This window comes from Streptococcus suis YS161, assembly GCF_002760245.1.
Lineage (GTDB): Bacteria > Bacillota > Bacilli > Lactobacillales > Streptococcaceae > Streptococcus > Streptococcus suis_I.
The window spans coordinates 1-21470 of the sequence record NZ_ASCA01000024.1; the positions used below are offsets into that span (position 1 = coordinate 1).

The 21470-nt window shown below is 42.3% G+C and carries 21 protein-coding genes and 1 riboswitch; of the genes, 4 read left to right on the forward strand and 17 right to left on the reverse strand.

What is annotated here, in order from left to right; all coding sequences use genetic code 11:
* Positions 1-64: 64 nt before the first annotated feature.
* The gene (locus SST111_RS03505; RefSeq protein ID WP_218963964.1) at positions 65-1483 is read right to left on the reverse strand and encodes a type I restriction-modification system subunit M; all 1419 of its coding nucleotides are present in this window, start codon (positions 1481-1483) and stop codon (positions 65-67) included.
* 490 nt (positions 1484-1973) lie between these two features.
* Here SST111_RS03505 and SST111_RS03510 point away from each other — a divergent pair, with 490 nt between their 5' ends.
* Positions 1974-2792, forward strand: coding sequence for a DUF6261 family protein (locus tag SST111_RS03510; protein WP_099810037.1), 819 nt, complete (start codon positions 1974-1976; stop codon positions 2790-2792).
* Between the two features lie 36 nt (positions 2793-2828).
* Entirely contained in the window at positions 2829-2993 is a 165-nt protein-coding gene (locus SST111_RS12160) for a hypothetical protein (RefSeq protein WP_180274022.1), read from the forward strand.
* On the opposite strand, the gene SST111_RS03515 is transcribed toward SST111_RS12160, so the two are convergent.
* The 4 genes from SST111_RS03515 to SST111_RS03530 all read right to left on the reverse strand — a co-directional run bounded on the left by SST111_RS03515 (position 2976) and on the right by SST111_RS03530 (position 7108).
* The gene (locus SST111_RS03515; protein ID WP_099810038.1) at positions 2976-3410 is read right to left on the reverse strand and encodes a SprT family protein; all 435 of its coding nucleotides are present in this window, start codon (positions 3408-3410) and stop codon (positions 2976-2978) included. The genes SST111_RS12160 and SST111_RS03515 overlap by 18 nt on opposite strands.
* Positions 3397-5553 (reverse strand): Tex family protein, encoded by a 2157-nt coding sequence (locus SST111_RS03520; protein ID WP_099810039.1) that lies wholly within the window; start codon positions 5551-5553, stop codon positions 3397-3399. The genes SST111_RS03515 and SST111_RS03520 overlap by 14 nt, the downstream gene beginning before the upstream one ends.
* Before the next feature lie 81 nt (positions 5554-5634).
* Positions 5635-6477: an aldo/keto reductase gene (locus SST111_RS03525; protein WP_099810040.1), complete on the reverse strand. Its 843-nt coding sequence runs from the start codon at positions 6475-6477 to the stop codon at positions 5635-5637.
* A gap of 115 nt (positions 6478-6592) precedes the next feature.
* A complete protein-coding gene (locus SST111_RS03530; protein WP_012027540.1) occupies positions 6593-7108 on the reverse strand; it encodes a QueT transporter family protein in 516 nt (171 codons plus the stop codon).
* Positions 7106-7207: riboswitch (PreQ1 riboswitch) on the reverse strand. (Overlaps the previous gene by 3 nt.)
* Positions 7208-7235: 28 nt before the next feature.
* Between SST111_RS03530 and SST111_RS03535 the strand changes: the two genes are divergently transcribed.
* Positions 7236-7673, forward strand: a complete 438-nt coding sequence (locus tag SST111_RS03535) for a GtrA family protein (RefSeq protein ID WP_099810041.1) — start codon at positions 7236-7238, stop codon at positions 7671-7673.
* 46 nt (positions 7674-7719) lie between these two features.
* On the opposite strand, the gene SST111_RS03540 is transcribed toward SST111_RS03535, so the two are convergent.
* The 8 genes from SST111_RS03540 to SST111_RS03575 all read right to left on the reverse strand — a co-directional run bounded on the left by SST111_RS03540 (position 7720) and on the right by SST111_RS03575 (position 15503).
* Positions 7720-8643, reverse strand: coding sequence for a YihY/virulence factor BrkB family protein (locus SST111_RS03540; RefSeq protein WP_099810042.1), 924 nt, complete (start codon positions 8641-8643; stop codon positions 7720-7722).
* Positions 8644-8690: 47 nt separating this feature from the next.
* Complete coding sequence (locus SST111_RS03545; RefSeq protein ID WP_099810043.1) at positions 8691-9551, reverse strand: methionyl aminopeptidase; 861 nt, start codon at positions 9549-9551, stop codon at positions 8691-8693.
* Positions 9548-10120 carry a GNAT family N-acetyltransferase gene (locus SST111_RS03550; protein ID WP_099810044.1) on the reverse strand — a complete coding sequence of 191 codons (573 nt, stop codon included), beginning with the start codon at positions 10118-10120 and terminating at the stop codon, positions 9548-9550. Before SST111_RS03550 ends, SST111_RS03545 begins: the two co-directional genes overlap by 4 nt.
* Positions 10121-10214: 94 nt before the next feature.
* On the reverse strand, positions 10215-11474 hold the full coding sequence (locus tag SST111_RS03555; RefSeq protein ID WP_002940243.1) for a UDP-N-acetylglucosamine 1-carboxyvinyltransferase: 1260 nt from the start codon (positions 11472-11474) through the stop codon (positions 10215-10217).
* Positions 11475-11604: 130 nt separating this feature from the next.
* The gene (metK, locus tag SST111_RS03560; RefSeq protein ID WP_024380069.1) at positions 11605-12804 is read right to left on the reverse strand and encodes a methionine adenosyltransferase; all 1200 of its coding nucleotides are present in this window, start codon (positions 12802-12804) and stop codon (positions 11605-11607) included.
* Positions 12805-13243: 439 nt separating this feature from the next.
* The gene (locus tag SST111_RS03565) at positions 13244-13711 is read right to left on the reverse strand and encodes a deoxycytidylate deaminase (RefSeq protein ID WP_029188684.1); all 468 of its coding nucleotides are present in this window, start codon (positions 13709-13711) and stop codon (positions 13244-13246) included.
* 18 nt (positions 13712-13729) lie between these two features.
* On the reverse strand, positions 13730-14467 hold the full coding sequence (locus SST111_RS03570; protein ID WP_180274023.1) for a hypothetical protein: 738 nt from the start codon (positions 14465-14467) through the stop codon (positions 13730-13732).
* A 1-nt stretch (position 14468) separates the two neighbouring features.
* Positions 14469-15503 carry a M42 family metallopeptidase gene (locus SST111_RS03575; protein ID WP_099810045.1) on the reverse strand — a complete coding sequence of 345 codons (1035 nt, stop codon included), beginning with the start codon at positions 15501-15503 and terminating at the stop codon, positions 14469-14471.
* A gap of 64 nt (positions 15504-15567) precedes the next feature.
* Here SST111_RS03575 and birA point away from each other — a divergent pair, with 64 nt between their 5' ends.
* On the forward strand, positions 15568-16524 hold the full coding sequence (birA, locus tag SST111_RS03580; RefSeq protein WP_099810046.1) for a bifunctional biotin--[acetyl-CoA-carboxylase] ligase/biotin operon repressor BirA: 957 nt from the start codon (positions 15568-15570) through the stop codon (positions 16522-16524).
* Here the strand turns inward: birA and SST111_RS03585 are convergent.
* The 4 genes from SST111_RS03585 to SST111_RS03605 form a co-directional block, all read right to left on the reverse strand.
* Complete coding sequence (locus SST111_RS03585; protein WP_024398156.1) at positions 16490-16678, reverse strand: DUF3272 family protein; 189 nt, start codon at positions 16676-16678, stop codon at positions 16490-16492. The genes birA and SST111_RS03585 overlap by 35 nt on opposite strands.
* Positions 16679-17142: 464 nt before the next feature.
* Positions 17143-18810 (reverse strand): DNA polymerase III subunit gamma/tau, encoded by a 1668-nt coding sequence (gene dnaX, locus SST111_RS03595; RefSeq protein WP_024386423.1) that lies wholly within the window; start codon positions 18808-18810, stop codon positions 17143-17145.
* The gene (locus tag SST111_RS03600; RefSeq protein ID WP_099810047.1) at positions 18810-19307 is read right to left on the reverse strand and encodes a GAF domain-containing protein; all 498 of its coding nucleotides are present in this window, start codon (positions 19305-19307) and stop codon (positions 18810-18812) included. The genes dnaX and SST111_RS03600 overlap by 1 nt, the downstream gene beginning before the upstream one ends.
* A 97-nt stretch (positions 19308-19404) precedes the next feature.
* Positions 19405-21399: an LPXTG cell wall anchor domain-containing protein gene (locus SST111_RS03605; RefSeq protein WP_099810048.1), complete on the reverse strand. Its 1995-nt coding sequence runs from the start codon at positions 21397-21399 to the stop codon at positions 19405-19407.
* Positions 21400-21470: the final 71 nt, after the last annotated feature.

Consider the following 21470-nt stretch of genomic DNA (forward strand, 5'->3'; position numbering starts at 1 on the left):
TTTCTAGATACTTTTCATTTTTTAATCAGTTCGATTGTTTTTACTTGACAAAGGGCTTTACATATCAGTCGTTTTGAATCAATTCCTGACGGCTTGCTAGGTGGCTGTATCCCTCTTCTTCGCTTCTGTTCGTATATACATCCACAATCTTTGCAATGTCTTTTTCTTGTAAGGCATTTTGCTTGCCTGCCTTGATAAAGTTGCGTGAGGCATCGATAAAGAGCACAGGTTCATTCAGCTCCCGATTTTTCTTGAGGATAATGATACAAACAGGGATACCTGTGTTGGTAAAGAGGTTGCTTGGCAGACCAATAACGGCATCAATCTGGTTTTTCTCAATCAACCGCTTACGGATTTCGCCCTCAGCTGCTCCACGGAAGAGAACACCGTGTGGCAAAACGATAGCCATGGTACCATGGGTTCCAAGGTGATAAAGACCGTGCAAAAGAAAGGCAAAGTCACCTTTTGAGTCTGGCGGAAGAACACCAGCAATTTCAAAACGTGGGTCGCTGGGTTTCAAACCTGAACGGTTCCAATTTTTAACAGAGTAAGGCGGGTTCATAACCACTGCATCAAACTGCACTCCTTCATTTGGGCGTTCTGGATCTTCTGGCCAGTCTTGTGAGAGGGTATCACCGTTTTTAATGCTCATCTTCTCAGGACGGACACCGTGGAGCAGGAGGTTCATACGGGTCAGGTTATAGGTTGCCGTATTCTTTTCCTGACCATAGTAGTTCAGACTTCTCTGCCTGTCTTCCGACAGGTGTTTTTTGACTGTCAAAAGGAGAGAACCAGAGCCAACGGTTGGGTCATAGATGGATGAAATAGAAGAATTGGTCGCAACAATCTGAGCCATGACTTCACTGACTTGGTGGGGCGTGTAGAACTCGCCAGCCTTCTTACCAGATTCCATGGCAAATTGTCCAATCAGATACTCATAGGCATCCCCCAAAACATCTCCACTTTGCAGGGCAACCATGTCCAAATCCTCAAACAAACGGATAAGAGCCTGGATGTTTTTACTCCGTTCATTAAGGTTGCTTCCCAGTGCTGTATCCGTCAGATCAAGGGTAGAGCTGGCAAAAAGACCTTGAAAATCATCTGAACCATTGGCTACGGCAATACTTCGCTCAAATTGGCTCAGGCTATCCGTCACCTTCTGAACTTCAAACCGCCCCTCGTTCATATCCTTAATCCAAGTTTGGTAGAGGTGTTCTGGACGAACAAAATAACCCAAAACGTCTTGGATCATCTTTTCTAGCTCTGTCCCATACTCTTGATGAGCCAGCACATACTCCTCATACCAATTTTCTTCCTTGGTCAAGCCCGATGTGTTGGCAAAGGTTTTTAAGGTCTGGTCACTTAAAAACTTGTAGAACATGAGCCCAAGCATATAATCTTTGTACCGACTAGCATCCATAGAGCCACGGAGTTCATTGGCACCATTCCATAGACGTAATTTAATCTCTTCAGAAGTAATCATAGTTTCTCCTTATTCTTTATAACTTACGCCCAGAAATAGCGTAAGAGCCTTCTATAAAATTATATCATGAGACAGATAAAAATGCCTTATTTATTGTTGTATAATAGACTGATTATTGAAGTTCAATTTTTTCACGCTTCAAAAAAATCTTTCAATCAGCTAACAAACTAAAAATCAGTCGACTAATTTATCGACTGAAAGCTGACAAGCAAAAGTTCTTTAGACTTTTTTTCTTTTGGTAACAGTAAAATACAAAAAATACGAACTATTTTCACAATTTTTATGCGACAAGGATTAAAAACATCAACCAATCTGTTGAATGGAGTCCCACATAGGAACAATATACCGACCTATCAGCTCATTTCTTGTTATCAGGCAGTAAAATCAGCACTTCATTACTTCCATGTTCATTTTCGGGACAAAAATGTCCTGTTGAATAGATTGTTTAATTGCTATCATAGTACTATCACATAAGAAATGAGGATAGCTGATGACAGCAAAAAAAGAAAATCACTCTGCATCAAACACAAGCATACGAACAAGTAAAGTGAAACCATTACCACTGCAAAAGTTGGACAACAGCAACTTTTACCAACTTAATTCTCGCAGTCTCAAATCATTACAACAAAGTCAAATTCCTTTCAATCAAGATAATCATTTGACCCTAGCAATAGATACATGGCAAGCAGCCTTCAACCAATACCAAAAAGCCTTCAATCAAGATAAAGGAAAAGCATTAACAAAAAAGATTCAAGATGCCAATCAACTCCGTAATAGTGACTTTTCTATTTTTAAACGTAGTCTAGCCGCCTTCGAAACGAGTAAACGACAATCTGAAAAAACTGCTTATAGTGAGTTAACAGAAATTGTAAAACCTTTTCGAGACATACATCGACTTGATTATGAAAAAGAAAGTCTAGAATTGGACAAACTATTTAATCGTTTCTCCAGTCCAGAAGTAATGGAACATATCGAAATCCTTGGTTTAAAAAGATTTTTTGAGAACCTAAAAGAAAGTCAGCAGGAATTTGAAACAGTTTTCTCCCATACCACAGATATTCGTAGCAAAGCTAATCGCTATGATACCTATCAAATCCGTAAAGATCTCCAATCTGCTTATCTCCGTGTTTTAAAACTCTGTGAAATCTTGATGGAACTCCATGGTCAGTCTCTATACTCCGAACTCATTACACTTTTCAATACTAGTAGACAATACTACATCGAACAACTCTCACACCATTCAAGCAAAGTTGTGAAAAATGATAAAAATATTATTTTACAACTCCCAGAACCAAGCCTTCAATCCTAATACTTTTTACAAAATAATCCCAATACCTTATACTCAATGAAAATCAAAATCAGACTAGGCGACGCAGATGCAGATAGAACTGAAGTTCATCAAATCAAGTCAACAACGTCTGATTTTGATTTTCGAAGAGTATTATCACAAAAACCAGCCCTAAGTCAATCTCTTAGGACTGGTTTTCTTGTATTAAAGTATTTTCTCTAAAAGCCCCCTACACTTGCCACATCGGTATTTTTTTAGGTCAATGCGGCGCTTGCGCTGGTAGACTTGTCCACAGGATTGACAGGTATACAGCAGACTAGGATTGGAAGCTTGTTCCAGTTTAGGAGCATAGCGCAGGCCGTCCACCGCAGCCAACAATTCCTTGAAATCCCTGTCTCCGTGCCGATAGCCTTTCTTCTCAAAGTAGAGATGGTAATGGCAGAGCTCGTGGCGGACAATCTTCCGAAAGACTTCTAAACCTTGCTCCTCCAAGTGCTTGGGATTGAAATCCAAATGCCCATCCCTTGGAAAAAAGCGACCACCCGTTGAGCGTAATCGCCTGTTCCAGATTGCTACATGCCGAAATTCCTTACCGAAGTCTTGCAAGGAGACTTCTTGTACATACTTATTCAGATCCATTTGGGTTCAAAAGGCTAAGACCAATACGGTTGCGTTTGATATCCACTTCAACCACCCAGACGGTTACGATTTCCCCAACGGCGAGGACTTCGCTTGGATGTGGCAAGGCTTGTTGGCGTCCATTTTTATCCCGTTTGCGTTTGACCATGCGTGAAATGTGAACCAGACCATCCTCGTGGACACCGATATCCACAAAGGCTCCAAAGTCCACAATATTGCGGACCGTGCCTTGCAATTCCTGTCCGACTACCAAGTCCTTGACATCCAAGACATCCTGACGGAGGACTGGTGCTTCAAAGTCATCCCGTAAATCACGACCAGGTTTGAGCAAGTCCGCGATGATATCCTTCAAGGTTTCCTGACCGACACCGATTTTTTCTGCCGTATCCGCGATAGCCACCTGCTTTAATTTTTCCTGCGCAGCCTCATCTAAGTGGTCAATAGCTAGAAGTTCTAACAGGTTTTCCACAGCCTTGTAAGACTCGGGGTGCACGCCAGTATTGTCCAAAAAGTTAGTCGCATCTGGAATGCGTAAGAAACCAGCTGCCTGCTCAAAGGCCTTATCACCCAAACGTGGAACCTTTTTGAGCTGCTGACGAGAGGTCAGAGCTCCATTTTCCTCGCGGTACTTGACGATGTTCTCCGAAATGGTCTTGTTAAGACCAGCAACGTGAGCCAAAAGGGCAGGACTGGCCGTATTGACATTGACACCGACCTGGTTGACCACCGTATCGACCACAAAATCCAGACTTTCAGACAGAGACTTCTGGTTGACATCGTGCTGGTACTGGCCGACACCGATGGACTTAGGATCGATTTTGACCAACTCAGCCAGAGGGTCTTGCAGACGGCGGGCTATGGAAATGGCAGAGCGTTTTTCCACAGGTAGGTCTGGGAACTCGTATCGCGCCAGCTCAGAAGCTGAGTAGACAGATGCTCCGCTTTCATTGACGATGACATAAGAAACATCTGGGAAGTCCTTGAGCAAATCAGCGACGAAGGCTTCAGATTCACGGCTGGCCGTTCCATTTCCGATAGCAATGATTTCCACCTGATACTGACCAATCAGGTCTGCCAAGTCTTTCTTGGCCTGAGCAATTTGTCGCTGACCAGCCGGCTCCACAGGATAGATGACCTGGGTTGTCAAGAGTTTTCCAGTCTGGTCCACAACCGCCAGCTTAGCTCCTGTCCGAAAGGCAGGGTCAAAACCAAGAACAACCTTGCCTTTTAGAGGAGATACAAGGAGCAGATTTCGTAGGTTTTTAGAGAAGAGCTGGATAGCTCCTTCTTCTGCTTCTTCCGTCAATTCTGTTCGAATACGACGCTCCATAGCAGGTAAAATTTTCTTCTTGATGGCCTGCTGGATGACATCCTTGATATAGCTATTGGTCTGTGGAAAGCGTAGTTCGAAGAAACGGACCATCTTATCCACATTGTGTTCAAAAGAAACCTTGAGAACCCCTAATTTCTCCCCACGATTGATGGCCAGGGTCTTATAACCCTGCATTTTTGCCACTTTCTCAGAAAAATCATAGTAAATCTGAAAGACTTCTTTTTCATCGGCTTCTTGATCTTTTAGCTCTGAAGTCAGGCTTGAATTGGTTTGTACTTCATGGTAGACCCAGGCCCGAAGCTTATTGTCTTCTGAGATAGCTTCCACCAAAATATCCACAGCACCAGCCAAACAAGCCTGAGCAGTATCAAAACCTTCACAGATGAAACTAGCAGCCTGTTCTTCCAAGTCAGCCACATTCTGCAAAATTAGACGAGCCAGCGGGAACAGTCCAGCCTCACGCGCCACCGTTGCCTTGGTCCGACGTTTTTCCTTATAAGGCAGGTAGAGTTCTTCCACATCTGCCAACTTTTCCGCTTCCTCGATAGCCTGACGGAGCTGGTCTGTCAACTTGCCCTGTTCTTCAATCTTGGCAAGGACAGTCGCTTTGCGTTCTGCCAGAGCAGTCAAGGCCTTATCCCGATCAATGATAGACTTGATGACTACTTCATCTAAATTACCAGTTACGTCCTTTCGATAACGAGCGATAAAGGGAATAGTATTGCCTTCAGCCGTCAAAGAGAGAACCGTATCAATCTGTTTTAAACTAACGCCCAATTCCTGAGCAATTTTCAAATATTTTTCTTCCATAGCTACTATTATAACATGAAAGCGGTACAAATGACTCAATAGAAAAAGCACGTAGATAAACTACATGCTCTCAATAGCTAATTAAAATTCAGCCTGATCCGGGTCAAGGCGACCTTTCACTCCTTCTAGTTTATCCAACTTTGCAACTGCTTTCGGACTAATAGCCAAGCCATCAATTTCCAAATTCGCCTTAATATTTTCTGGACTAGTTGATTTAGGGAGAGGGAGAAAGCCTTTATCTAAAGACCAAGCTAGTGCTAACTGTGCAACACTACAACCAGCTTCTTTAGCCAAATCGGCTGCCTCTTGGCTTTGGAAAAGGCTTCCTGTACCAAATGGGCTATAGGCCTCCAAGAGAATCCCTTTTGCTTTGCAGTAAGCAACTAATTCTGACTGAGGAGTTCCTGGAGCTAACATAATCTGATTAGCCATCGGGATAATCTCAGCTGTTTCCAGCAAAGCTTCTAGATGGTGTTCCATAAAGTTAGAAACTCCAATTACTTTCACTTTTCCAGCACGATAGAGCTCTTCTAATGCCTTCCAAACCTGGGCATTGCGTTCCTTCCAGCCAATGCTGTCGCGAATAGCCTTTGGATTTGGCCAATGGATCAGTAACAAATCCAGATAATCCACCTGAAGTTTTTGCATGGATTCTTCTACTGAAGCAAGGGTATCTTCATAGCCAATCTTATCATTCCAAACCTTAGTTGTTAAAAAAATGTCCTCACGAGCTAGACCACTATCAGCTATAGCTCGACCAACACTAGCTTCATTGCCATAAATTTGAGCAGTATCAATATGGCGATAACCAGCTTCCAATGCATAAGAAACCGCACCGTACGCCACTTCACCATCGGGTATCTGCCAAGTTCCAAAACCAATTTTAGGAACAGTTACACCATTTGAAAACGTATATCTTGTCATAAAAGACCTCCTATTTCTTCTATCCCCAGTATAAACTAAATTGTCAATCAATACAAAATAATGCGACCTAAAAATAAAAGACACCCGAAAGTGTCTGCTCACATTTATTGTATACTTACTTTTCAAAATTTATTTTCTTGGATAGTTTATCGATAACAACAGCTCCAACTAATAGAGAAAGCAATTCTCCTGCTGCTGTTGTCAACCAAGTTAGAAAGAATGGTAAATCATATAAGACTTTTAATTCTAAAGCAATGGTAAACATCGTTGCCGCAAAAAAGAATGAGAAATAAAAGAAAGCCTTGTTAAATAATCCACCGAATAGATAGTCCTTCTTGTATTTTTCAAACAAAATAACTCCCAACGTAACGAAGATTAATGTCGAGAATCCACCCACAAAAAGGTCAATCACGCCAAAACCAATCAAGTTGGAAATCATGCAACCAATGGTCACAGCGATAATATACTTACGATTATAAAAAGCCAAGAAATTGAGCATTTCAGACAAACGAAACTGAACAGCCCCGAAGGAAATAGCATTCAATGGCGGTGTCAAGGTAAGAGCGACATAAATCGCCGCAACAAGAGCAATTTCTGCCATATCTCTGGCAGTCCATTTAGATGTATTCATAAAATTCTCCTTTAGCGAAAAAGCTTAAAATATGCTTGGGTAAAGTGAGCAAGCCCCAAGGGTCATTGAAAATTCAACAACGTTGATTAGTATAGCATATTTTTGCTAAAAATGATAGACTAGTCCTATGAAAAAACTATTTTATCAACTCATCAATAACGAAGTTATTCTCTATTTGATTGCAGGTGTGGCAGCAACCCTTGTCTATATGGTCACTCGAATGGGGCTATTTTTAGTCATTCCTTCCATTCTATTGGTAACTCTTTTAGCCAATGCAGTAGCTATCCTCTTTGCCTTTTGGACCAACGACCGTTTCGTTTTCAAACAAGCCAGAAAGGGTTGGCCTCAGCGATTGGTCAAGTTTGTATCTGCCCGCATCGCGACCTTGGTCATGGATATGGCCCTAGCCTACTTGCTAGTTCAAGCCTATCCACAATTGATTGGGCAGTTTGTCAACCATGATTTGACACTTGTTAACGCCATTTCCACTCTCTTCTCACAAGTCTTGGTCATTGTGGTCAACTATTTCTTGAGCAAACTCTTTATCTTTAAAAATACGAAATGAGGCTCCAACGGAACCTCATTTTTATATATAGCTTGATTTTCCTGCTTCATTCTTTATCTATCGCTGTAAATCTTGCCTTTAGCCTATTCAAGATAGAAACAATATCCCCATCTCTGGCATGAAACTCTTCTACCTGCATACTTTGAACCGTAGCATTAATCATTGCACCAATGATGAGTACTTGAGCCATAAAAATGAACCAAAGCATAAAAACAAGAAAGACGACAGCTGTTACTATTCTAAAATCCAGCAACTTATTAGCATAATTATCAACATAAATCGAAAATAACTTTCCAATAGAAGTCATCGTCAACAGAACAAACAACGTTCCTGGAAAAACATATCGAACTTTTTTTATCCGAACATTTGGCAAAAAGAAATAAAGCATAACCAAGGAGGCAAACAGAGCCATTAAACCTACTAACTGTGTTTGACTAAGAAGTCCTTTCAGCCAGGCGTCTTCAATAGGAACCAGCTTATTAATATAAGAAAAAACTGCCTGCCCGAAAGTCAAAAGCGTAATACTTAAGAGGATAATTACCTGCAGACCAATTCCTAAAAATATGCCAATCAAGTGCCCAATAATAAAATCACGGTGTTCATCGATGCCATAAGCCTTATTAAAAGCCTTCTGCAAAATAGTCATACTACGTGACAGGGTCCAAAGAGTTGTCAGAATTGAAATCCCTAACCACGATGACGACGGCTTTGTTAATACAGAAGTGATAAAAGATGAAACCGAAGGATAGAGCTTGTCTGGCACAAATTCAGCTACAACCGATAAAATCATATCCACATCAAATGGATAATATGGCAGTAAATTCGCGAGAGTTAGAAGAATAGGGAAAATAGAAATTAACAAATAGTAAGCTACTGCAACACTTGTTACATCGCTATCAGCAGAACGATAAAAAGAAAAGAAGGTTGAGCAGAATGTTTTCAAACCTTCAACTATTTTGGTTTTCTTCATTCTCTCCTCCTTCCTCATTCATCTATTATTCACGACCACACCGAGAATTAATAGGTCCCTTCTTCACCTTGACTGGTCAAAATAACCGGTCCATCTTTGGTGATGACAAATTGGTGTTCGTATTGACAAGACAAGCCACCATCAAGTGTTTTGTGAGCCCAACCAGTCTTCATATCCGTATCAATTTCCCAAGTCCCTGTATTAATCATAGGCTCGATAGTCAAAACCATACCTTCACGCAAGCGAAGACCACGACCTTTAGTTCCATAATGAGGAACCATCGGCTCTTCGTGGAAGGTTGGTCCAACGCCGTGACCCACCAAGTCACGAACAACACCGTAGCCAAGACCTTCCGCATATTCTTGAATAGCAGCACCGATATCGCCGATACGATTGCCAACAACTGCTTGCTCGATACCACAGTACAAACATTCCTTAGTCACGTCCATCAAGTTTTGAACTTCCTCAGAGACCTGACCAACCGCATAAGCCCAGCAGGAATCCGCACAACCACCACGATAGGTCTGGGTGATTTTCTTCATAGCCTTGACATCATTAAAGTTGAGCTTAGAAACATCAACTACCGCTTTATCCAAAGGCTCACTCAAAACCATATCGACCTTCAGTAAATCACCTTCTTTAAGTTTGTAATGACGCGGAAAGGCATGAGCGACCTCGTCATTCAATCCACAACAAGTCGCATAAGGATAATCCATCAATTCTCCATCAACACCAATTTGGAGTGGCAAAACATTCTTTTCCTTACACGTTTTACGGACATATTCCTCTACTTCCCACATGTCCACACCTGGCTTGATAATCTCTCGCAAACCAATATGAATACCAGCCAGAACATCTCCAGCACGGTTCATGGCATCAATTTCTCGTTGTGATTTAATAGTAATCATTGATTCTCCTCATATATTTCTAAACTAAATTCAGCCCTCTTCAAGCTAAATTTTAGATAATTTCTTGTTTTATGGCTATAGCGGTCACTTCCGCGATACTGCGCAACCTGTACCAAACCAGCTTTTTTCGCCACCATCTGACTGGCCACATTTTCCTCATGAGTGACAATAACCAGCTCCCTCAGACCAAACTCATAAAAAGCTAGATAGACTAAAGTCCTCACTGCTTCCGTCATTAAGCCTCTTCTCCAGTAGTCTTTTTTTAGGAAATAGCTGAGCTCCGCAGAAAGTTGACGTTCATCTACCTTTTCAAAGCAAAGCGCACCGATCATCCTCTCCGAATACTTATCAACTAAGGCCCAGTTTCCCAATGGTGAACGCATAAATTTTTCAACCATTGTCGAAAAAGCAATATTTCTGTCCTCCAAAGCTGGAAAGATAAACGGAAGATTTTCGGGATTTGATACAATTTCATAGAAACTTTCTCCATCTTCAAAAGAAAATGGTCGTAAATACAAACGGTCCGTTTCAAAGTAAGCAAACTTCGCTAGTCTTGTCCAAAGTGTCATAGTGTACCCAAGGGGCTGAGAATTACTCCCAGCCCCAGATTGTTTTGTTTTTAAATCGATTACGTTTTGAGAAAGTAGTTCTCAATTAGACTCTCTAATCCTCAATCAATTGAATATCTGCACCTAATTCTGTCAGCTTATCAACAATATTTGAGTAACCACGTAGAATAAACTCAATGTTTGTAATTTCTGTACGCCCTTGAGCCATTAAACCAGCGATAACCATTGCGGCTCCCGCACGCAAATCAGTAGCTTTAACAGATGTACCAGTCAGTTGATTTGGACCTTCAAAGGCAATATGGTTGTTACGAGTAGAGATTTTTGCTCCAAGATTTGCAAGCTCCTGCACATGACCAACACGTTTTTCATAAATCGTATCAACAATCGTACCAGTACCTTCTGCCTTAAGCAGTAAAGGTGTAATGGGTTGCTGCAAGTCTGTCGCAAAACCTGGATAAGGTGAAGTTTTGATATTCACTGCCTTTAATGTTTCTTGCTTTTCAACAAAAATACTATCTTCAGAAATGGTCATGCGAACACCCATTTCTTCCAACTTAGCGATGTAACTCTCTAAGTGTTCATAAAGGACATTATCGATACGAATACCTTCACCAACAGCAGCAGCAAGGGCAATATAAGTCCCTGCTTCAATACGGTCTGGAATCACTTGATGACGTGTTCCTTTTAGACTGTCTACACCTTCAATGGTGATAATATCTGTACCCGCACCACGGATACGTGCCCCCATATTGTTAAGCAAAGTTGCCACGTCAATAATTTCAGGTTCACGCGCCGCATTTTCAATAACTGTACGGCCTTCTGCTTTGACAGCTGCTAAGATAGTATTAATTGTCGCACCAACGCTGACAACATCCATGAAGATATGTGCCCCTTGAATACGCTGACCATTAGTTGCCAAGCGCATATATTCACCTTCATAGGTTGTTTTCGCACCCATGGCTGCGAAGGCCTTCAAGTGCAAATCAATTGGACGCGGACCCAAATCACAACCACCTGGCAAGCCAACAACAGCTTGACCAAAGCGACCAAGGAGGGAACCGTAAAAATAGTAGGAGGCACGCAAGCTATTAATTTTACCAAATGGCATAGGCATGTCTTTTACACCACGAGGGTCAATCTCCAAGCTTTCACCATCACGCTTGACCGTCGCGCCCATTGTTTCCATAATATCAACTAAGCTATCTACATCCGAGATTGCAGGCACTCCGTCCAGAGTAACAATCCCGTCTGCAAGAATAATGGCCGGAATAAGAGCAACAACTGAGTTTTTGGCACCACTAACGGTAACCGACCCTTTCAGTGTTTTTCCACCATTAATTACAATTTTTCTCATACTAGCATTCACTTTCTTAATTTGCCTAAAAAGGCATACGTTTCATTTTACCACAATGGGTGGTAAAATGCTAGTTATTTGATATATAAAAAAACAGGAGGCAAGTCTGTCTCCTGTTTTGAAAATATTCCTAGTTGATCTTTTGTAGTACTGCTTGTAAAGCATCTACTTTGTCCAAGCGTTCCCACGGCAAGTCAATATCCGTACGTCCCATATGACCATAGGCTGCAGTTTGCTTGTAAATCGGACGTTTGAGGTCCAACATTTGAATAATACCAGCTGGGCGTAAATCGAAAATCTGACGAACAGCTGCTTCCAATTTACTCTCAGCCACTGTACTTGTACCAAATGTGTCGATGCGAACTGAAACTGGTTGAGCAACACCGATAGCATAGGCCAATTGAACTTCCGCCTTTTTAGCCAAACCAGCTGCTACGATATTTTTAGCGATGTAGCGTGCCGCATAAGATGCAGAACGGTCCACTTTGGTCGCATCCTTACCAGAGAAAGCACCGCCACCATGACGAGAATAACCACCATAGGTATCCACAATAATCTTACGACCTGTCAAACCAGAGTCCCCTTGAGGTCCGCCAATGACAAAGCGACCAGTTGGGTTGATAAAGTAGTTGGTTTGGTCATCCAGATAATGAGCTGGAATGATTTCCTTAATCACACGTTCAATGACATCCTGACGAATTTGCTCCTGGCTAACTTCTGGATCATGCTGGGTCGAAATAACGACTGTATCCACACGAACAGGTTGATTGTCTTCATCGTATTCAACTGTTACCTGTGACTTAGCATCTGGACGGAGATAAGCAATTTCACCAGATTTTCTCAACTCGGCCAAACGACGCACCAATTTGTGACTAAGTGAAATTGGCAACGGCATAAGTTCAGGCGTTTCATCTACTGCAAAACCAAACATGAGCCCCTGGTCACCTGCACCAATCAAATCCAATGGATCTTGACTAGCATCTTGACGAGTTTCCAAGGCTTCATTGACGCCTTGGGCAATATCTGGCGATTGCTCTACAAGTGACGGATGAACCCCAACCGACTCAGCTGAAAAACCATACTCACCTTTTGTATAGCCAATCTCCGCAATCGTATCCCGTACCACACGGTTAATATCCACATAGGCAGTGGTTGAAATCTCTCCAAACACATGAACACTACCTGTGTAAACAGCTGTCTCTGCCGCTACGTGCGCATCTGGATCCTCTGCTAAAATGGCATCCAAAATAGCATCTGAAATCTGGTCAGCAATCTTATCCGGATGTCCTTCCGATACTGACTCAGACGTAAACAACTTACGTTCTGACATAAAAATGTCCCCCTTATAATAGAATATATGCTAGAAACCTAGCGGGTTACTAAGGTTACAAAGAACTAGTCGAAGACTAGTTCTTTGCGAAAGACTTTTGTCTTGAGCAAAGGGAAATCCTATTTGCGAAAGACACCTGTCTTGAGCAAAGGAAAATTTCCAGATACTCAGGGAGAAAGACAATTCTAGACTATATGAGAGTAGTCTAACTATTAAGAAAATGGTGACTGAAATGTAGTAAAGATTTTACAATTACTATTCAATATTACCAGTTTCTTTAATTGTGTTTCAAGTGTTTCTGCAAATATTAACTAGTCTATAAACTACCTTTTCGGGACTTAATAACGTTTCTAGTATAGCATAGATTGACCGACTATCCTAGCATTTTCTTAAAAATAAAGAGGGTTGCTCAAAACACCCCTCTCTGCTGCGTAAACTACTAGATAAATTCGGCATCTGCAATTGCCTGTTTAACCACCTCTAGAGGCAAATGAACCAACTCACAGCCTTTTTCTTTATACAAATACTGAGCATAGTCATCCATGCGGTATTCATTGATATAAACAACCCGCTTACAACCAACCTGTAACAATTGCTTAGAGCAGTTGAGACATGGGAAATGGGTCACATAGGCAGTAAAACCTTTTGGAATTCCCCGCTCCGCTCCTTGTAAAATGGCATTGACTTCCGCATGCAAGGTTCTAGCACAATGACCATCAATCATAAGGCATTCCTGCTCCAAACAATGTTCGGTTCCTGAAACAGAACCATTGTAGCCTGTTGCGATAACCTTATTGTCCTTAACCAAAACCGCACCGACCTTGGCCCGCTTACAAGTCGCCCGATTGGCAATTAAAAGCGCCTGAGCCGCAAAATACTCATCCCAAGCTAAACGATTTGTTGACATGATTTCTCCTTTCTCCACTCAATCCACCATCCCATAAATCTCTGCCAAGTCCTGGGCTGTGACAATACCAACAAGATCCTCTGGTGAATGAAGCTTCCCACTCGCCTGACGACTGACTAGGATGGTTGTGCGCTTACGCCCCTCAAAATGATTAATTACCTGATAAAGATGGGCTATTATTGGTAGAACAATCACCTGAATACTATCTTCCTCACAAGCTAGTACGTCTTCAAGACTAGCTTCCACCAATTTTTCACGTATAGAGCCCGTTTCCTTGCTTGCCTTGGCCAACCAATTTGTCAATCCCTTGTCAGAAACCAGACCTTGATAAACCTTGTCAGAAAAAATAGGAAACTTAGAAAAATGCTCTTGCTCCACAATTTCTAAAGCCTTTATCAATTTGTCCTTGCCCTCAAAAATAACCGGATTAATTTTCTGGGTCTTTTGCAAATAGTCGGCAATGGTAATCGGTTCTTGGTACTGAGCTATCACTTTTTCCAAAACAGTGATCAATTCCTGCGAAGGTTGGGCTACTTCCTTCAAACCTGTTCGTTTCTCATGAACCATGAGATTACGCAACTGACGAGCCATATAGAGTTTATCCCAGTTCGCCTCAACGGGATTATGTCGCGTCAATTCCTTTGCCTTGGTCAACATAGAGCCTACATCTGCATATTCCCCATCCGCAACACCGCACACCTTACGCAAGACCTTATCCAAGTCATTGAATAACTCTAAAAAACGGGTTTCATTCATCTTAATCTACCATTGCTGATTTCAAATAGGCATCTACCATCCGCTCAGTCGCAACTACAGAATCCAAATGCGTCCGCTCGTAGGAATGGCTAGACTCAATTCCCGCACCAAGCAGGGCGTGCTTGACATCCACACCTGCTCGCATAGCTGCCGAAGCATCGGAACCATAATATGGATAAATGTCTAATTTATATGGAATACCATCCCTCTCAGCCAAGGATATCAAGTGCTGACGAAGTTCGTAATGATATGGACCTGAACCATCTTTGACACAGATAGAAACTGTGTACTCATCTGTCTGCTGGTCATCTCCCATTGCCCCCATATCGACTGCCAAATATTCAACCACCTGAGCAGGAATGCTGGAGTTGGCACCGTAGCCAATCTCTTCATTGTTTGAAAAATAGAAATGTGTCGTATAAGGCAGGGTAATCCCCTCTTCTTTATATACCTTCAATAGATGGAGCAAGATAGCTGCGGATACCTTATCATCCAAGTGACGACTCTTGATAAAGCCAGTTTCTGTCACGACGGTACGAGGATCAAAGGAGATAAAATCTCCGACTTCAATACCCAAGGCCCGCGTCTCGTCCGCATTGGTCACTTTTTCGTCCAAACGAATTTCCATATTGGTCTGGTTCCGCTCGGCTGTGCTGGCATCTCGGTAGACATGGACAGAGGTCTGGTGCATGAGAATAGTACCTGTAAAGGTCTTACCATTTTTAGCGCAATGAATCAAACAGTTTTCTCCCTCAATAGAAGGGTATCCAAATCCTCCCACCAAATCCATTTTGAGTCGGCCATCCGGTTTCACTGCACGAACCATGGCCCCCAGTGTGTCCAGGTGAGCAGTCACCATGCGGTGTTCCTGGTCATTTTCCCCCGGAACTGTCACCAAAACACCACCTTTAGCGGTTTTACTAGCAGCATAGCCGAAACTTTCAACCTCTGCCTGGATGTAATTCATAATATCCGTCGTAAAACCAGTTGGCGACGGAGTGTTGGTCAATGTAACAATGTAATCAAGTGTCTTCATGAAAACCTCCTTATTTGAAACTATTATATCACGTTTTAGGTGAATTTTTTGCTATAATGAAGGTATGAAAACCTATCAGAAAATATATCTCCTTTTAAAAGAGAGAGAGGATTATGTCAGCGGAGAAGATTTGGCTCAGGAATTGGGTATTTCTCGGACTTCAGTTTGGAAAGCCATTCGCCAGTTAGAAACGCATGGTTTAACTATTGAGGCTGCCCGCAATCGTGGCTACAAATTGGCCGATGGGGATTTGCTACTGCCAGACTTGATTGCAGAGGAACTCCAACTGCCTGTCTATCTGAAAGCTGACAGCGATTCGACCCAACTAGATGCCAAACAAGGTATTGAATCAGGTCATACTAGTCCTGCCCTATATCTAGCTCCCTATCAGAATAAAGCCAAGGGACGATTTGGGAGACCCTTTTATGCCTCCAAGTCAGGCGGTATCTATATGTCCCTCCGCCTTTCTCCAAATGTCCCCTTCCTTGAATTTAAGCCCTACACCATTTTAGCTGCTGCAGCAGTTGTCAAGGCCATTCAATCTCTTTGCGACTTGGATGTCCAAATCAAGTGGGTCAATGACATCTATCTCGGACACAAAAAGGTCGCTGGCATTCTAACCGAAGCCATCTCTTCCATGGAAAACCAACGGGTAACCGATGTCATTATCGGTGTCGGCATCAATGTCCGCATAGACGATTTCCCTAAGGAATTACAACAATCTGCAGGAAATCTTTTCGAGGAACAACCACCATTTACCCGCAATCAACTCATTACTGCCATCTGGAAAGCCTTCTTAGAAACCGATGAGAAGGAACTAATTGCCCTTTACAAAGAAAAATCACTTGTCGTTGGCCAACAAGTGAGCTTTGTAGAAAATCAAGTTGAATTTAAGGGTACTGCCATCGCTGTTACTGATACAGGAAATCTGGTCATCCAGTTAGACAATGGCAAGGCAAAAATCATCTCCAGCGGAGAAATCAGCCTTACTGCTTGGTCTGCTTCTCCACCAAACGAATAAATTTAGTCACCTTGTAAGCAAAATGAAGATTCCGATAGGCGATAAAGGCGTAGATACCTGCAATCAAGAAATCTCCTGTCAAAATCGATGCATTCATAAAATAAACAGCTAAAATAGTTGTAATGGCTAAAAAAAGAAATTGTGGAAGTTTCATAAAATAGATTATACCAAAAATTCAGTCAACTGGCTGAATTTTTATATGCTTTCTTGATAGGTTTCGATTCTTTTCTAAACAAGAAAACACCAATCTAATTGGTGCTTTCTTAAGGAGATATGAAAAATATTTAGGATTGAATATAGTATAAAATATCTATCAAAACTATTCGGGAGTGGGAAAGAACTCGACCATTCATAGAAGAGTTCGTCAACAATTTTTCGTTTTAAGTTGTTGAGCTGAAACAGTCTATTCCCAGACTGTTTCACTCCCACCCCCGCATAGCTCCAACAGTCAGAGTAGTGACTGTTGGAGGTTGGAAATGAAGCGAACTCTGTTCGCATCAGTCGTAATGGTCAGATTTGGAGTGTAAAACACGAACAAATCTGCCAATCAACCACTGCGCTGAGATGTTGACACTAACTTTGAGAAGCGGTGCTGAGCTTTTTGCTCAGCCTCATTTTCTAATCATTTCTAATCTCAACTGTATCTGCGAGAAAGCCAAATTCTTCTGGGACTGGACTGGCTTCTTTTTCGATTTCCTGTGTCTTTTGCCCTTTTGCTTTCGCCGAAAATTCAGCACGAATACTTACCCAATCTTCCTGAGCAATAGCTAAAATCTGTGGCGAAAAACCAGCTGCCTTGCTGAGAATATTTCCAAACATGGTATTGAGATTGTCACGCTTCATAGTCTGTTCAGCATTAAGCGGAGAATCAAAGGCTAGAATCGCATGATTTTCATTGGCAGCAACTGGTTGTGAACCAACAAGCAAGGCACGATCTGCTCCTGACAGACTCTCGATAATTTCTCCCCAAGCATTCTGCAAGCGAGTCAAATTTTCACGCGCCAAGGTTGGATTTTCCATAGCTTCCTGCAAAATTGCATGAACCTTGCTGGTATCCAATCGGTACTTCTTCGGAGCCTGTGGCTTGCGTGAAACTGGCTTAACAGCACTTGGTTGACTAGATAATTGACCTAGTTGTTTCTGTAAATCCGCAACTTGTTGTTGCAGACTGGCTAGTTGACCCAGTAAATCAGCTGGCAGCTCTGCCATTGCCCCCGAAGGAGAACTATCTTCAGCCAAACGAATAGTCATCATTTCAGCGTAAATCTTGGGTTGAGGACTGGACTTGATGTCCGCCAAGCCCCTGGTCACCATCTCTATCATGGTAAAAATCCGTGCCTGCTCAAGAGCTAGATTTTCTGAAAAACCTGTTGTTAAATGCGTATCCTCACCACCCGTCTGCACGATAAGGACATCTCTCAAATAGTGCAAAAGATCTGTCGCAAAACGGCTCATACTCTTTCCTTGGTCAAACAAGGTTTGTAGATGCTGGAGAGCTGTGACACTATCCCCTTGACGCAGACTTGCCACATAGTCATCCAAGGCACGCAAGCTGATAGAACCCGTAATTTCCTCAGCAATTTCTAAGGTCACTTGCTGGTCCTGACTAAGGCTGAGAGCCTGATCCAAAATGGATAGGGCATCCCGCATCCCCCCTTCTGCCCGACGCGCAATGATCGTCAGAGCCTGCTCGTCAAAGATTAGCCCTTCCTTGGTCAAAATTGCAGCCAAGTGCTCCTGAATGTCCGTCACCTTGATGGACTTAAATTCAAATCGTTGCACCCTTGACAGAATGGTAGCAGGAATCTTGTGCAATTCCGTCGTGGCTAGAATAAAGACCACATTCTCAGTCGGCTCTTCCAAGGTCTTCAAGAGAGCATTAAAAGCCCCAGTTGACAGCATATGGACCTCGTCGATGATATAGACCTTATAGGTCGCAAGACTAGGTGCATAGGTCGATTTATCACGAATGTCACGGATTTCATCCACACCATTGTTGGAAGCCGCATCAATCTCAATCACATCTTCCAGACTGCCCTCGGTAATGGCCTGACAGATATAGCAATCGTTACAAGGTTCGCCTCCAACCTGATTAGGACAGTTCATGGCCTTGGCAAAAATCTTAGCTGCTGATGTTTTACCCGTACCACGAGGACCTGAAAAGAGATAGGCATGGCTAATTTTCCCCTGTTCAATGGCCTGTTTGAGTGTGGTAGCAACCACCTCCTGCCCCACCATCTCCCCAAAGGTCTGGCTTCGGTACTTCCTATATAAAGCTTGGTACATTAGCGTTTTTCTCCAAACATAGCAAAATTCCAGTCCGTCTTCTCAACCAAGAGAGCAACGAACTTTTCTAGATAGTCTTGGTCAATCGTATCATAATCAGCTACCAATCTCGAATCCAAGTCCAAAACGCCCAATAATTGGTCGTTTTTCACCATTGGCACAACGATTTCTGATAGGGCTGTCGCATCGCAGGAAATATAGTTATCATGTAGACGAACATCGTCTACGAGAATAGTCTGGCGCTTAGAAGCTGACTCACCGCAGACTCCTTTTCCAAGTGCAATATGAACACAGGAAACGCCACCCTGAAAAGGCCCCAAAATCAATTCACTACCATCATACAAGTAAAATCCTGTAAAGACAGAATTTGGTAGAGCCTGATTGAGCAGAGCTGAGGCATTAGACAAATTGGCAAGTGCATTGGTTTCGCCGTCTAAAAGGGCCTCCAACTGAGCCAGTAATAATTGATAAGTTGAGATTTTTTCTTGTTTCATCATAGGAACATTATAGCATAGAAAGACGGAGCTTGACAGTAGGTATTGTTAGAAATCAGCAAAAAACGAGACCTGTCGATCTCGTTTTTAGGATAGCTAATTAAGACGACTTGCGTGGGCGTCTTTTCACGACTAGACCTGCTAGTCCCAGTAAGCCCAGACCTGTCAGGTGTAGGACGGAGCTGGCTTCACCAGTAGCTGGTAAACTTTTTGCCTGTGGCTGACTAGTTGATGCAGGTTTGACAGTTGACTGTTTGCTTTGACTTGCTGGTGCCGCAGGCTCCTTATCTCCCTGTTTGGTTGCTTGTTTGCCTGGTGCTGACTGTTCAGTTGGACTTGCAGTTGGTCTTTCAACCAACTTCTCAACTGGTTGTTCAGTTGGTTTTTCAACTAGCTGTTCGGCCGGTTTTTCAGTTGGAGTTTCAGCCGGAGTTTCAATTGGTTTCTCTGTTGGTGTTGTACCCTCTTCTATGTAATAGAAGTAGTATTCCTTGTTAGGTCTTGCCTTAGCTTCTTCGTAAGTAACTGTTTGACTTTCTTGAACTACTCGTGATGTCCAACCTTCAAATGCTAGGGGTTCTAGAACAACACTCTCCCCTGGTTTGAGTGTATACTCAATTTCTTTTAACACATCAACTTTTTGGCCAGGTTCAATTTGTTCCTCAGTATAGACAGCCTTAATCGTGATCGATTGATCTACTGGAACTGTCGGAATTGCCTTTGATGCAGCAATGTTAGCCATTGCTTTTTCAAGTTTTTGAGTAATTTCTTTATGGTAAGCGATTTGATAATCCCAGTATTCAGGAGTCCAACCAATAGCGTTGATAATATCTTGATCTGTCAAGACTAGACCTACTGGTTCGTTAAATAAGTATTCAACTAAAATTAACTCTAATTGTAAAGTAGTTAAATCCTCTGATTGGGTAATCTGATTAAACTTAGCTTCATCCTCTGACAGGCGGATAATATGGTCTACTCCCAACTCTTTCTTATAGACTTCAAAAGCTTTCAAGACAGTGGTATGGAAGGTATCAAATACTTTCTGATATTCCACACGTTGTTCAGGTCTAATTAAGGAGTCAATAGAAGGAGCTTTGTCATAGTATACCTTAACAGTCTTATTGGCGACTAGTCTGAAAGACCCATTTTTCCCAACCGTCCCTGATTCAAATCCTTCAGTCTTACCTATTCTATAACCTGATATTACTGGAAAATCAAATGTCACTTCCGTTCCTTCAACTCCACTCTGTTGAATGGTTTGGAGAACTTGACCGTCTTGGTCTACCAACTCAATGGTATACGGAACCGTTGCCTTGTCTATACTTACCAAGTCAAAGCGATAATAGTTTTCACCAGCCGCTACTTTCTCATAAGTAATTTCATAGTTCTGCGGACTATTTTCTGCCAAATCTGCGAAAGCAATCCACTCTGGAATCCCGCCTTTATCAATAACCCCACGGTCATGTAACTCTCCAGGCTCGATATTTCCTGTGTAGCCATAATAGTATTGACCATCTAAATACCATTCAACTGTATAGGGGAGACTCTGTTGTTCTGGCTGTTCCACTGGAGTTTCAGCTGGTTTGTCTGTCGGAGTTTCAACCGATTCTGATACCGGGACTAAATCTGCCATTGCTTGCTTCAAGACTGGGATAGAATTCTCAACATAAATATATCCAAACATATAGGTTGCATTTAACTCATTTAATGTTTGGTGACTATCAACCCCATCTAAGCTCAATGAAGAAAAGGTTAAATCATCATTGTAAGCAGTAGCAATACTTTGTGCTCCAAGATAAATCCGAACATCGCCACCATAGTTCTTATTCCACGATTCTTCCGTATAGTCCGCTGGATTAAGAGCTTTTATCTGACCGACTAGATCACGGTAACTCTGGATCATGGTCTTGATTTCAATCTTTCTGGCTTCCAAAGCTGGATCTGCCTGTTCTGTTGCATAAACCTTGGTCAAACCAAAATCTGCCAACCCCACCGGCTCAACCAACCCTCCCAAAACAGTGACCGCTGCTAATCCAACTCCTAGCTTGGTCCACTTATGAAGTTGTTTCTTGCTAGAACTTCTTTTGATTTTCATACTAAAAACCTCCATTTATATAAAACTTTTATGCCAAAAGGCACGTTTATCATTATACTAAAAAAAAAAAA

Bases quoted from the DNA above. Each gene is read 5' to 3' on its own strand.
- SST111_RS03565 (WP_029188684.1), bottom strand. From the start codon at position 13,711: ATGTCAACAAATCGTTTAGCTTGGGATGAGTATTTTGCGGCTCAGGCG.
- SST111_RS03530 (WP_012027540.1), bottom strand. From the start codon at position 7,108: ATGAATACATCTAAATGGACTGCCAGAGATATGGCAGAAATTGCTCTT.
- SST111_RS12160 (WP_180274022.1), top strand. From the start codon at position 2,829: ATGAAAATCAAAATCAGACTAGGCGACGCAGATGCAGATAGAACTGAA.
- SST111_RS03585 (WP_024398156.1), bottom strand. From the start codon at position 16,678: ATGAAACTTCCACAATTTCTTTTTTTAGCCATTACAACTATTTTAGCT.
- SST111_RS03540 (WP_099810042.1), bottom strand. From the start codon at position 8,643: ATGAAGAAAACCAAAATAGTTGAAGGTTTGAAAACATTCTGCTCAACC.
- SST111_RS03510 (WP_099810037.1), top strand. From the start codon at position 1,974: ATGACAGCAAAAAAAGAAAATCACTCTGCATCAAACACAAGCATACGA.
- SST111_RS03525 (WP_099810040.1), bottom strand. From the start codon at position 6,477: ATGACAAGATATACGTTTTCAAATGGTGTAACTGTTCCTAAAATTGGT.
- SST111_RS03555 (WP_002940243.1), bottom strand. From the start codon at position 11,474: ATGAGAAAAATTGTAATTAATGGTGGAAAAACACTGAAAGGGTCGGTT.
- SST111_RS03550 (WP_099810044.1), bottom strand. From the start codon at position 10,120: ATGACACTTTGGACAAGACTAGCGAAGTTTGCTTACTTTGAAACGGAC.
- SST111_RS03570 (WP_180274023.1), bottom strand. From the start codon at position 14,467: ATGAATGAAACCCGTTTTTTAGAGTTATTCAATGACTTGGATAAGGTC.
- SST111_RS03605 (WP_099810048.1), bottom strand. From the start codon at position 21,399: ATGAAAATCAAAAGAAGTTCTAGCAAGAAACAACTTCATAAGTGGACC.
- SST111_RS03535 (WP_099810041.1), top strand. From the start codon at position 7,236: ATGAAAAAACTATTTTATCAACTCATCAATAACGAAGTTATTCTCTAT.
- SST111_RS03575 (WP_099810045.1), bottom strand. From the start codon at position 15,503: ATGAAGACACTTGATTACATTGTTACATTGACCAACACTCCGTCGCCA.
- SST111_RS03515 (WP_099810038.1), bottom strand. From the start codon at position 3,410: ATGGATCTGAATAAGTATGTACAAGAAGTCTCCTTGCAAGACTTCGGT.
- SST111_RS03545 (WP_099810043.1), bottom strand. From the start codon at position 9,551: ATGATTACTATTAAATCACAACGAGAAATTGATGCCATGAACCGTGCT.
- SST111_RS03600 (WP_099810047.1), bottom strand. From the start codon at position 19,307: ATGATGAAACAAGAAAAAATCTCAACTTATCAATTATTACTGGCTCAG.
- SST111_RS03520 (WP_099810039.1), bottom strand. From the start codon at position 5,553: ATGGAAGAAAAATATTTGAAAATTGCTCAGGAATTGGGCGTTAGTTTA.
- birA (WP_099810046.1), top strand. From the start codon at position 15,568: ATGAAAACCTATCAGAAAATATATCTCCTTTTAAAAGAGAGAGAGGAT.
- metK (WP_024380069.1), bottom strand. From the start codon at position 12,804: ATGTCAGAACGTAAGTTGTTTACGTCTGAGTCAGTATCGGAAGGACAT.
- SST111_RS03505 (WP_218963964.1), bottom strand. From the start codon at position 1,483: ATGATTACTTCTGAAGAGATTAAATTACGTCTATGGAATGGTGCCAAT.
- dnaX (WP_024386423.1), bottom strand. From the start codon at position 18,810: ATGTACCAAGCTTTATATAGGAAGTACCGAAGCCAGACCTTTGGGGAG.